The organism is Bacillus altaicus (assembly GCF_042136375.2).
Taxonomy (GTDB): Bacteria; Bacillota; Bacilli; order Bacillales; family Bacillaceae_G; genus Bacillus_A; species Bacillus_A cereus_U.
The window spans coordinates 4,557,450-4,569,764 of the sequence record NZ_CM143394.1 but is presented as its reverse complement, the minus strand read 5'-3'; the positions used below and the strand labels follow the sequence as shown (position 1 = coordinate 4,569,764).

Below are 12,315 nucleotides of genomic sequence, written 5' to 3'. Positions count from 1 at the left end.
GTATGGCTTACGAAATGTAAATGTGATGGATTTGGATAGCGGATAAAGAAATGTGAATCAAACGAGAACGAGAAAGGAGAGGTTATATTGTTTTCAGTATTACTAAAGTTAAGCTGGTTTTTTAGGGAGCATTGGAAAAGGTATAGTATCGCAATTGGGGTACTTTTAATTGTAAACGTGATAGAGGTAATTCCTCCGAAAGTGTTAGGAATTACCATTGATAATATTAAAACAGGAGCCTTAACGAATGAGGCGATTATGCAATATATTCTTATTTTACTTGGGGTAACGATTGGTGGATATGTACTTACTTTCATTTGGCAGCACCAACTATTTGGCGGTGCGTTCGTACTTGAGAAAACGATGCGTTCAAAATTTATGGGGCATTTACTTAAGATGACACCGACGTTTTATCAAAAAAATCGTACTGGCGATTTAATGGCGAGAGCGACAAATGATTTAAAAGCAATTTCCATGACAGCAGGTTTTGGTATATTAACGCTCGTTGATTCTAGTCTATATATGCTTACAATCGTTTGTATGATGGGCTTTTCAATTAGTTGGCAGCTAACATTTGCTGCGCTTATACCGCTTCCGATTATGGCGTTTGCGATGAATAGATACGGAAAGAAATTGCATGAACGATTTACAGTCGCACAAGATGCCTTCGGAGATATGAACGATAAAGTGCTTGAATCAATAGCGGGTGTGCGCGTGATTCGTGCGTATGTACAGGAGAACGCTGATCAAGAAAGGTTTCATCATTTAGGAGATGACGTATACGAGAAAAATATGAGAGTAGCAAGAATCGATGCATTATTCCAGCCGACTGTGAAAATGCTCGTCGGTCTTAGTTATTTAATTGGTTTAGTGTACGGTGCATATCTCGTATTCCAATCAAAGGTGACACTTGGTGAGCTCGTTTCTTTTAACGTCTATTTAGGGATGATGATTTGGCCGATGTTTGCAATTGGTGAATTGATTAATGTTATGCAAAGAGGAAATGCTTCGCTCGATCGTGTAAATGAAACGTTAGCTTATGAACCAGATGTAAAGAATCCGAAAGATCCAAAGGTTGTACAAGAGCCAGATTACATTCAATTTGATAACGTTACTTTTTCATATCCTTCATCAATTGAAACAAATTTAAAAAATGTTTCGTTCTCATTAAAACAAGGAGAGACACTTGGAGTTGTTGGGAAAACAGGAAGCGGGAAAACGACGCTCGTTCGTCAGCTTCTTCGTCAATATCCACTTGGAGAAGGGGATATTGCAGTTTCTGATGTGAAGCTAGATAAAATTCCGAATGATAACGTACTTGGCTGGATTGGGTACGTACCTCAGGAACACATTTTATTTTCAAAAACAGCGAAGGAAAATATTTTATTCGGAAACAGAGAAGCGACTGAAGAAGAACTTGAAAAAGCGATTGAAATAGCTGCGTTTAAAAAGGATTTAGAGTTTTTACCAGAAGGTTTAGAAACGCTCGTTGGGGAAAAAGGTGTTTCTTTATCAGGTGGGCAAAAGCAAAGGATTTCGATTGCGAGGGCTGTTATTCAAAATCCGGAAATTTTAATTTTGGACGATTCTTTATCAGCTGTTGATGCTCGTACGGAAGCGGCAATTATTGAAAACATACGAACAGAAAGAAGCGGGAAGACGACGATTATAACGACGCATCGCTTGTCAGCTGTGCAGCACGCGGATTGGATTCTCGTTATGGATAACGGTGAAGTTATTGAAGAAGGTTCGCATGAAGCGCTCATTCGAAATGGGGGCTGGTATGCAGAGCAGTTCGATAGACAACAAGGTGAAAGTGAAAGTGCGGATAGTGGGGTGAAAATATGAGTGTTTCAAAACGATTGTTTCAATATGCAATGAAAGTGAAGGGGCCGATCTTTGCAGCGATGGCGATGCTATTTGTTTTCGTCATTGCAGAACTCGCGGGTCCTTTCGTCGCAAAAACGATGATTGATGAGCATATCGTTGGAATAGAGAGACCTTGGTATGAAACAGAAAAGAGTGAGGATGCTGTTTCATATAATGGCGCCTTGTATAAGCGAAGTGATCGCTTTGAAGAAGGTGAGAAAAAAGGGAAAGAAGTCCGAGTGATTCAAGTTGGTTTTCAGTACTATTTTGTGCCGAATAAAATAACGCTTGAAGGAAGTCGTTCTGTTAAGGGTGATGTGCTTACAGTACAAAGTGGTAAGGCTGTGCAAGTGTATAAAACGAAAGCCTTAACGAAAGAAGAAGTATTTGCGTTTTATAAACCGGAAATAAATCGTTTACTATTACTTGGCGGTGGTTATTTCGCTTTACTAGTAGTCGTATCATTATTTGCATACGGAAAGCAGTTCTTCTTACAGAAGGCGGCAAACAAAATTATTCAAATTATGAGGGAAGACGTCTTTTCCCATATTCAAACGTTGCCAATTCGTTATTTCGATCATTTACCAGCAGGGAAAATTGTATCGCGTGTAACGAATGATACAGAAGCGATTCGTGATTTATATGTAACAGTGCTTGCGACATTCGTCTCTAGTATCATCTATATTATCGGGATTTTCGCTGCACTATTTTTACTTGATGTAAAACTGGCGGCACTATGCTTACTTATCATCCCAATTTTAATTGTTTGGGCGATTATGTATAGAAAGTATGCGTCTGTATACAATCATAAAATGCGTTCGCGTTTATCGGATATTAACGGAACAGTGAATGAATCGATTCAAGGGATGCCAATTATTCAAGCATTTCGTCAAGAACATGAAACGAAGAAGGAATTTGAAGAACTCAATGGTGATTATTTTAAATATCAAAATAAAATTTTAAATTTAAATGCAGCAACGTCGCATAATTTAGTGTCTGTATTAAGAAACATCGCTTTTACAGGTGTAATTTGGTATTTCGGTGGTGCTTCATTAAGTGCTTCTGGCCTCCTTTCTCTAGGGATACTATATGCTTTCGTCGATTATTTAACGAGATTATTCTCGCCAATTACGAATATGGTGAACCAACTTGCAAACTTAGAGCAATCGCGTGTTGCATCAGAGCGTGTCTTTGAATTGTTAGAGGAAAAGGGAGAGGTAGTAGAAGAAGAACGTATGCCTCGCTTAACCGGAAATGTGAAATTCGATAATGTTTCGTTTTCTTACAATGGAAAAGATGAAGTGTTAAAAAATATTTCTTTTGAAGCGAAACAAGGGGAGACAGTGGCACTTGTCGGTCATACTGGATCAGGAAAAAGTTCCATTATGAATGTGCTCTTTCAGTTTTATGAATTTCAAAAAGGGAAGCTTACGATTGATGGTCACGATGTAACAGAGATGCCGAAACAAGCAACGCGTGAACATATGGGAATTGTACTACAAGATCCGTTTTTATTTAGCGGGACAGTGGCATCCAATGTAAGCTTAGAAAATGAAAAAATTTCAAAAGATCGCATTGTAAAGGCATTACGTGATGTTGGTGCTGAAAGGTTTGCAAACAACATAGATGAAAAAATTACGGAGAAAGGAAGTACACTTTCAACCGGAGAACGTCAGCTTATATCGTTTGCTAGGGCACTTGCTTTTGATCCGGCGATTTTAATTTTAGATGAAGCGACTTCCAGCATTGATACTGAAACAGAAGCGATGATTCAACAAGCGCTAGAAGTTGTGAAGAAAGGACGAACGACGTTTATTATCGCTCATCGCCTTTCAACAATTAAGAGCGCTGATCAAATTATTGTGCTTGATAGAGGAACGATTTTGGAAAAAGGATCGCATGATGAATTAATGAAAAAGCGCGGGCGTTATTACGATATGTACAAAACGCAAATGGAAGGAAACCAGAGCGCTTAATTTTTAGAAGAACTTGCGATTTTCGCAAGTTCTTTTTTGATCGTATTGTCCGCTCAGAAGTTAATATATTTCACCGGTAGAAAAACTTATAAATAAGTAAGTATTGTTTTACCTTTTTCTTTATAAATGCTATATTAAAAAATGTTACTTATTTTTTGTATGTAGCGGTATTTTTCCATTTTGTTTGATTATGAAGAAAAAGGATAAACTAAATAAGAACATTTTCATTGAAAAATTGTTCGAAATTGCATACAATCAATATAGTTTTTAAATTCCTATCAGAATACTTGGAGGACTACTATCATGAAAAAAATATTTTCAGTGCTTGCAGTAACTACACTAGCGATTGGGATTGTAGCGGGCTGCGGCAAAGAAGAGAAAAAAGATACAGCTAGTCAAGATGCGTTACAGAAGATAAAACAAAGCGGTGAGCTTGTAATTGGTACAGAAGGTACATATCCACCATTTACGTTCCACGATTCAAAGGATAAATTAACTGGATTTGACGTTGAATTAGCAGAAGAAGTTGCAAAACGTTTAGGTGTAAAACCTGTATTTAAAGAAACACAATGGGATAGTTTACTTGCAGGAGTAGATGCAAAACGTTTCGATATGGTTGCGAACGAAGTTGGTATTCGTGAAGATCGCCAAAAGAAATATGACTTCTCTAGTCCATACATTTCTTCTTCAGCAGCATTAGTTATCGCAAAAGATAAAGATAAGCCTGCTACATTTGCTGATGTAAAAGGATTAAAAGGAGCACAATCTTTAACGAGTAACTACGCAGATATCGCTAAGAAAAACGGTGCGAACATCGAGGGTGTAGAAGGATTTAGCCAAGCAGCTGAATTATTAAGTTCTGGCCGCGTTGATTTCACAATCAATGATAAATTATCAGTGTTAAACTATTTAGAAATGAAAAAAGATGCAAAAATTAAAATTGTAGATACAGAAAAAGAAGCATCACAAAGTGGATTCTTATTCCGTAAAGGTAGCGACAAACTTGTACAAGAAGTAAATAAAGCGTTAGAAGATATGAAAAAAGATGGTACGTATGACAAAATAACGAAAAAATGGTTCGGTGAAAATGTTTCTAAGTAGTGCAGTTGTCTCAGATCGATTGTCTACATGGATAGATATTATGCAAACTTCCTTCTCGCCTATGCTGAAGGAAGCTGTCTTTACGACAATTCCGTTAACGCTTATTACATTTATTATCGGTATTATACTTGCGACGTTAACAGCGCTCGCGCGTATTTCAGGTAGTCGTATTTTACAATGGATTGCTCGTATCTATGTATCTATCATTCGCGGAACGCCACTTCTTGTACAGTTATTTATTATTTTCTATGGTCTTCCAACTCTTAATATTGAGGTTGAGCCATATACAGCAGCAATTGTTGGTTTTTCATTAAATGTCGGTGCATATGCATCTGAAATTATTCGTGCTTCTATTCTTTCTATTCCGAAAGGACAGTGGGAAGCAGCTTATACAATTGGGATGACATATCCGCAAGCATTAAAACGTGTTATTTTACCGCAAGCAACGCGTGTATCTATTCCGCCGCTTTCGAATACATTTATTAGTTTATTGAAGGATACGTCATTAGCGTCGTTAATTTTAGTAACAGAAATGTTCCGAAAAGCGCAGGAAATTGCGGCAATGAACTATGAGTTTTTAATTGTTTATTTCGAAGCAGGTCTAATTTATTGGGTAATTTGCTTCTTATTATCTATCGTGCAACAAATATTAGAAAAACGTTCAGAACGTTATACTCTAAAATAACCCTTTCATAAAAGGAGTTTTTGTTTTTATGATTTCAATTCAACATTTACAAAAAAGTTTCGGAGATAATACCGTACTAAAACATATAGACTTATCAGTTGAGAAGGGTGAAGTAGTTGTTATTATCGGGCCATCTGGGTCGGGTAAAACGACATTCTTACGTTGCCTCAACGTGTTAGAAACGCCGAACGCTGGTAACATTCGCATCGGCAATAAAGAGCTCGATTTCTCTAAAAAAGTATTGAAGAAAGATATTGTAAATCTTCGTACGCAAACAGGTATGGTATTCCAGCAACATAATCTATTTCCTCATTTAACAGCACTTCAAAATGTAATGGAAGGGCTCGTTACAGTGAAAAAGATGGGGAAAGAAGAAGCGAAGAAAAAAGCAAACTATGTCCTTGAAAAAGTTGGTCTTGCGGATAAAGTAGACTTATATCCGTTCCAATTATCAGGTGGACAACAACAGCGCGTTGGAATCGCTCGTGCGCTTGCGATGGAGCCTGAAGTTTTACTATTTGATGAGCCAACGTCAGCACTTGATCCTGAGCTAGTTCAAGAAGTTTTAAAGGTTATGAAAGAACTTGCTAAAGAAGGAATGACGATGGTCATTGTAACGCATGAAATGCGCTTTGCTCATCAAATTGCGAACCGTGTTATTTTCATGGATGGCGGTGTCGTTGTCGAACAAGGTACACCGGAAGATGTATTTACAAATCCAAAAGAAGAACGAACGAAGAAGTTTTTACAAATGTTGCAGTAAATTAAGGAAGGTCTCAGGGCATATGCCCTGAGACCTTTTTGCCATATATATTTATTTTTGGAATCCGCCAAGGCTTTGCTCAGCCATTGCAACTAAACGTTTTGTAATTTCTCCACCAACAGAACCGTTAGCGCGAGCCGTAGAATCTGCTCCTAATTGTACACCAAATTCTTGAGCGATTTCGTACTTCATTTGATCGATTGCTGCTGTTGCACCTGGTACTACTAATTGATTGTAAGAACTTTGGTTTGCCATAGGAATATATCCTCCTTAGAGTTATAAAAGTTTTTTTGGTTGGACTAGCTGGATTTGAACCAGATTATCGCCCCGTTGGCGCTAATCCATCGGTAATTAAGTTTGTACTCATAGTATGGATGTTACCTAGAAAGATATACAAAATAATAATTTGTAAATTTTGTAAAAAATATTTCATCATTTCGTAAATTATGAAATAAGAATAATCGTTGTATTTTTTAGAAAGAAGGCTAAACTAAGAGCAAAATCATATGCGTTTTTTCTTTGTATAACCAGCTTGGCTTACTCAACTTATGATTTGTTAAAGTGAGAAAAATTCCAGCTTAGTAAAATGAAAATTAAATCGGTATCAACTGCATAGTTCTGTTTTAATCCGGGATGGGGCAGGAAAAGGAACTGACCGCGTCTACGCACGGCTAGATGCCCTCTCCCATCTGAAAAAAGAGGCTTTTAAACGAAAATATAATTAAAGTGAGAAAAATTCGAGCTTAGTAAAATGAAAATTAAACGGTAGCAACTGAATAGTTCTGTTTTAACTCGGGATGGGGTAGGAAAAGGAACTGACCGCTCCTATGCACGGCTAGATGCTCTCGTCCATCTAAAAAAGAGAGGCTTTTAAACGAAAATATAATTAAAGTGAGAAAAATTCCAGCTTAGTAAAATGAAAATTAAACGGTAGCAACTGAATAGTTCTGTTTTAACTCGGGATGGGGTAGGAAAAGGAACTGACCGCTCCTATGCACGGCTAGATGCTCTCTTCTATCTAAAAAAAGAGGGTTTTTTACAGGCTTTTAAACGACAACGTATGGAGGAATCACGATGGGAATTTGCCCGCTTTGCAACGCGCTAGAATCACAAACATATTCTTGTCAAAATTGCCAAGGAATACTCCAAGATTATGGGAAAGCTGTAGATTACATAGATGATTACAGTGCATATATGGATCAGGAATTATTAAGTGCGGTAGACGGTTTAACACATAATAATTCAAATGAGTACTGCAATCATATTTTTTATTGCGGAGTATGTAATGTGGAAACGGAAGTTGTAGTGAAGTTTGTATAAAGTGAAACTTTAATCAGTGGGGGTTTTGTTCATCCCCCACTGATTATCAGCCTTCACCAATCGGGCGTTTACGGGCAGCAGGGCTCCCGCCTAATTTCTTTGCTCCAGCCGAATTTTGAGGTGGGAGTTTTACTGCCCGGCGAATAGCGGGATAAATAGAAAACTTCCACCTTATGAGTGAGGTGGAAGTTTTTGTATTTGCGAGTTAATCATAGGGGACGGGATATTCCCGGTGTTAGGTGCAGTATTCGATTGGATTTGAGATGTTTTTTCTTTCGGACCGCACAAAGAATGTTCAGTTAAATAGATGGCATATTCATAAAATAATTGGCGCGTAAGTTCACTTTGTTCTTTTAACTTTTCATCTTGGAATACAGTTCGCCCCGGTTTAGAATTTGCTTCAAATAGCCACGGATTTTCCGCGTTGTCTAAACCAATGTCAAAACCAATTTCTCCAATGTTCCCGGTTACTTGTTGGTCGAGTGCATAACTGATTTGTAAGGCTGTTTGTTTTAGTTTATTTTCAATTTGAACTTGCTTTGTTGAATCAGGAAACAGTTCCTGAAGTAATTTCGTATCACCACCGCTATTTACATGAGTTGTTAAGCTCCCTTTGCCGGCGATTTTTGCGACGATTGCACTGACTACCCAATTACCAAAATGGTTTTTATTTGTGTGAATGCGAAAATCGACGGGTTGCCCTTCGAAGCGGAGCAGTGAGATACCTTGTTGTACGATAAACTTTTTTAAATCATGTCCTTTTAACACATGGTTAAGAAGGGCTTCTAATGATTGATACTTTCTTAGTTTGTTTTGTTCATTTTCACGATAACGACAATAGTAGCAATTATCAGTTTGAGAATAGAGTATTTGATGAATATTTCTTCCGAAGCTACCATGTATTGGTTTCATATAAATGTACTTATACGTACCGAGAAGTCGTTCTACTTGTTCAAAATGTTGAAATACTTCTGTATGTGGTAAGAATTGTTTAATTGAATCTTCTTTCATTAAAAGTTGATGCACTTCCCATTTATTGAAAAATCCCGGATTAAACCACGGAATCGCATAGTCGCTTTCTAATCGTTTTTTTGCTCTTACGATAGGTTTGTAATTTTCTGCTTGCCGATTTGGTAAACGGTCGTAAATGACATTTGGTAAAGGGACTTTGTTTTTTACCCATTTGCTTTCTTGAAAGAAGTACCCTTCAATGGTTTCCTCTTCCCAGTTTATATGTTGAATGCCAAAGACAAATACAAATGGCTGCAATGTGAATGGTGGTGTTAGTAGCTCACCGAGAGAGATGGAACGATTTCCTAAAGGAGAATTAGAATCATCGTTAAAGCCAGTTGTGAAAATCCCGATTAATGGACCGAAAACAATGGTTTGATTTTGTATGAAGGCATGGATTGTTGCTGAATGCGGTAGTAAAAGTTTAGCTGCAATTTGTTCTCCAATAATGATTTCTCGAGTGAATGAATAATGAATTTTAATATTCTCACATGTAATATAACGTAAGCCAAAGGAAAGGGATGTAATTGGTGGTGTAATAGAAAAAACGTAAGGTAAAGTAATACTATTTGGATTCTCATCTGAAATACTTAATGTATATATGTGCTCTTTCAACGGGGATTTCCTCCTTTCGTTATGGTGTAAATCGGCTAAACTTTAATGGACCATGAAAAATTTGTTCAGCCAGTTCGTCGTTGTACCTAGTATAAACTTCGTAAGACGGCATCGTATTGACGTACATAAGCCAAATGGCACCTTTTTGATCCATAATGGTAGAAAGCTCTAATTCAAATAATGACGAATAGGACTGATCGAGTGTTTTAAACACTTCATTTACAACATCATGTAAAGCATCTTTCAATAATTGAACACCAGTTGAAGAAAGCAAATATTTAATTTTGGAAAATGGATGTAACATGGACCGCTCTGTTACTGAAAGTAAAAATTGCGCTGGGAATGAAGACTTTTGTATGAATTGACCGAGTACTTCCCAATTCTGTTCTTTGTTTTTTTGCATAATGGTTCGAATATGAATTGGATATGATAGTTGATTTGGAGGTTGTAACATTGGATGGATCATATAATGGGATGAGTGCACGTTCGATTTGCACCATGATATAAATTCATCTGTCCGTTTGAATTGAGTAGAAGTACAATGCTGTTCATTTATTGTATCGATATGAAATGTTTTATGTTTGTAAGTGACTCGATATAAATTTTCAGTAGAGTGTATATTGAGAGGACGTATAACAATATCTCTTGTTTCTAGTAGTAATTTGAAAATTCCTTGGACCGTTCCTTTTTTTATTTTTGGAATGTAAGGGGAAAGACGTTTATTAGTAAGAAAAAGATTGTGTAAATTACTTGGATTAATGAGAGTGTTATTTAAAAAAGTAGTCGAGGAACGTTTGCGTAATGAATGAATAATCGATTTTGCTTGTTGGAATTCTTTATCCTCCTTGAAATGACAGCGATCATATATATATGAAGGAATGGGAAAGGTTTGATCTATCCAATTTCCTGTATCTGTATCGTAAATAAGACCAGAAACAAGATCTGTCCTTGAATCAATGCTAAACGGTGTGAATTGGGCAACGACGTTATGATAAAGACGAGCTCGCTTAGCGATTTCGGTGTAATACATTTGCTCGTGATGAAATTTAGAAGTTAAAAGACCAAGAACCAACGAAATCACTCCTTTAGTAATAAGATGTTTGCATAATAGACGAAGCTATATATTGCAAATACGTTTTTATACCATTATACTTTTGTCCGTATGATGATATGCTATAGTTTTGGAGAAGTGAAAGGTTGATTATGATGAATATATGGTTGAATATGCTAACAACGACAGGACTCGGGGCGATTATTGGAGGGTACACGAATCATTTAGCAATAAAAATGTTATTCCGTCCTCATCGTCCTATTTATATTGGGAAGTTTCAAGTTCCATTTACGCCAGGGTTAATTCCGAAGCGTCGTGATGAGCTTGCTGTTCAATTAGGGAAAATGGTTGTAGAACATTTGTTAACACCAGAAGGAATCGGAAAGAAATTAACAAATGAAGAGTTTCAAGCCAGTTTAATTCGCTGGACACAAGTGGAAGTTGATAAAGTAATTACGAATGAACAATCGTTACGGGATATGTTAGAAAAATGGAATTTAACACATGTAGAAGAAGAGGCGACTCAAAAAATCGAACATGTTATTACAGAAAAAATTCATGCATTTTTAGCAGAGTACTATACATATACATGGGAACAGGCTTTACCTCATTCTGTTCATGAAAAAGTAGAGAATGCGATTCCAAATGTAGCATCTTTTATTTTGAAAAGAGGAATTCGCTTTTTTGAAAGTGAAGAAGGAAAGGCACGCCTTTCAAAAATGATCGATGACTTTTTCGCTTCTCGCGGAACGCTGCTTAATTTAGTCGGTATGTTTTTAGGAAATGTAAGTTTAGTGGATCGTGTGCAGCCGGAAGTAATTAAGTTTTTAGGACAAGACGAAACAGAGCGGCTTTTAACTGATGTACTGCAAAAAGAATGGGAAAAGTTAAAAGGAAGAGACGTACAAGAATTAGAAACGTTTGTAGAGAAAGAAATGATTGTGAGTTCCATATTGTCAGCTGTTAAAGTAAAGGAAACGGTGAGTAGATTTTTAAATCAGTCTGTGCAGCAAGTATGTGAACCAGTTCGAGAAACAGTTATTGAAAAAGTAGTTCCAAGTGCAGTAACGAAAGGCTTGAAGTGGGGAACAGAAAATGTAGCGAGCATACTAAACAATCTACACCTTGCGGAAATTGTCCAGCAAGAAGTATCTACATTTTCAACAGAGAGACTAGAAGATCTCGTATTGTCCATTACAAAAAATGAGTTGAAAATGATTACGTATTTAGGTGCATTATTAGGCGGAATGATTGGACTTATGCAAGGGTTGTTACTTCTGTTCCTTAGGTAATAAAAGCGAATACATAGAAATAAAGTGAAATTTCTTCACATCTCTTGCATAGTTTGATATGGTAAGAAGAGGTGCCTATGTAAAGGCACGTAAAAGGCAGTGCGCATGAAAAGTGCTAGCCTTCTAAAGGAGGAAAAATAAAATGACAAAAAACATTCATGATGTTGCATATGAATTACAAAAAGCAATCGCTGAAAACGAAGATTTCCAAACATTAAAAGCAAGCTACGCAGCAGTACAAGGAGATGCAGAGTCAAAGAACTTATTTGAAGAGTTCCGTACGATGCAACTTGGCTTACAACAAAAAATGATGCAAGGCCAAGAAATCACTGAAGAAGATAACCAAAAAGCACAAGAAGTTGTAGCTCGCATTCAACAAGATGCTAAAATCACAAAGTTAATGGAAACTGAGCAACGTTTAAACATCGTTATCACTGACGTTAACAAAATCATTATGCAGCCACTTGAAGAATTATATAGCGCGCAACAACAAGCGTAATAGTGGAAGACGCTCCTAGTATGGGGCGTTTTTTTTGTGTAGGAAATTTGATAGTCCTTCCACAAAAAAATCCCCTTCAAAATAGCCATGTGTTAGTGACTATTTTGAAGGGGATATATGATGTATCTTTCAA

11 protein-coding genes are annotated in these 12,315 nt (G+C 36.9%); 8 read left to right on the top strand and 3 right to left on the bottom strand.

From position 1 onward, the window contains the following. The first annotated feature begins 87 nt into the window (after positions 1-87). From ACE38F_RS23610 to ACE38F_RS23590, 5 genes are all read left to right on the top strand, one after another. Complete coding sequence (locus tag ACE38F_RS23610; RefSeq protein ID WP_375371153.1) at positions 88-1,848, top strand: ABC transporter ATP-binding protein; 1,761 nt, start codon at positions 88-90, stop codon at positions 1,846-1,848. Further along, positions 1,845-3,845, top strand: a complete 2,001-nt coding sequence (locus ACE38F_RS23605; RefSeq protein WP_340822135.1) for an ABC transporter ATP-binding protein — start codon at positions 1,845-1,847, stop codon at positions 3,843-3,845. Before ACE38F_RS23610 ends, ACE38F_RS23605 begins: the two co-directional genes overlap by 4 nt. 303 nt (positions 3,846-4,148) lie before the next feature. Beyond that, entirely contained in the window at positions 4,149-4,946 is a 798-nt protein-coding gene (locus ACE38F_RS23600; RefSeq protein ID WP_070127976.1) for an amino acid ABC transporter substrate-binding protein, read from the top strand. After that, positions 4,933-5,631 (top strand): amino acid ABC transporter permease, encoded by a 699-nt coding sequence (locus ACE38F_RS23595; protein WP_002114865.1) that lies wholly within the window; start codon positions 4,933-4,935, stop codon positions 5,629-5,631. The genes ACE38F_RS23600 and ACE38F_RS23595 overlap by 14 nt, the downstream gene beginning before the upstream one ends. Before the next feature lie 28 nt (positions 5,632-5,659). Next, positions 5,660-6,394 carry an amino acid ABC transporter ATP-binding protein gene (locus tag ACE38F_RS23590; protein ID WP_215555365.1) on the top strand — a complete coding sequence of 245 codons (735 nt, stop codon included), beginning with the start codon at positions 5,660-5,662 and terminating at the stop codon, positions 6,392-6,394. A gap of 51 nt (positions 6,395-6,445) precedes the next feature. On the opposite strand, the gene sasP is transcribed toward ACE38F_RS23590, so the two are convergent. Next, positions 6,446-6,649 (bottom strand): small acid-soluble spore protein, SasP family, encoded by a 204-nt coding sequence (sasP, locus tag ACE38F_RS23585; RefSeq protein WP_000013349.1) that lies wholly within the window; start codon positions 6,647-6,649, stop codon positions 6,446-6,448. 819 nt (positions 6,650-7,468) lie between these two features. On the opposite strand from sasP, the gene ACE38F_RS23580 reads away from it, so the two are divergent. Then, positions 7,469-7,714 (top strand): hypothetical protein, encoded by a 246-nt coding sequence (locus tag ACE38F_RS23580; protein ID WP_002159132.1) that lies wholly within the window; start codon positions 7,469-7,471, stop codon positions 7,712-7,714. A gap of 171 nt (positions 7,715-7,885) precedes the next feature. Here the strand turns inward: ACE38F_RS23580 and ACE38F_RS23575 are convergent, their stop codons facing one another. Together ACE38F_RS23575 and ACE38F_RS23570 are read right to left on the bottom strand one after the other, a co-directional pair. Next, positions 7,886-9,340 carry a YheC/YheD family endospore coat-associated protein gene (locus ACE38F_RS23575; RefSeq protein WP_341307584.1) on the bottom strand — a complete coding sequence of 485 codons (1,455 nt, stop codon included), beginning with the start codon at positions 9,338-9,340 and terminating at the stop codon, positions 7,886-7,888. Positions 9,341-9,359: 19 nt separating this feature from the next. Further along, the gene (locus ACE38F_RS23570) at positions 9,360-10,412 is read right to left on the bottom strand and encodes a YheC/YheD family protein (RefSeq protein WP_375371154.1); all 1,053 of its coding nucleotides are present in this window, start codon (positions 10,410-10,412) and stop codon (positions 9,360-9,362) included. Positions 10,413-10,537: 125 nt separating this feature from the next. On the opposite strand from ACE38F_RS23570, the gene ACE38F_RS23565 reads away from it, so the two are divergent. Together ACE38F_RS23565 and ACE38F_RS23560 are read left to right on the top strand one after the other, a co-directional pair. Continuing rightward, positions 10,538-11,683, top strand: coding sequence for a DUF445 domain-containing protein (locus ACE38F_RS23565; protein WP_341307582.1), 1,146 nt, complete (start codon positions 10,538-10,540; stop codon positions 11,681-11,683). A 142-nt stretch (positions 11,684-11,825) separates the two neighbouring features. Continuing rightward, positions 11,826-12,182 carry a YlbF/YmcA family competence regulator gene (locus ACE38F_RS23560; protein ID WP_002159128.1) on the top strand — a complete coding sequence of 119 codons (357 nt, stop codon included), beginning with the start codon at positions 11,826-11,828 and terminating at the stop codon, positions 12,180-12,182. Positions 12,183-12,315: the final 133 nt, after the last annotated feature.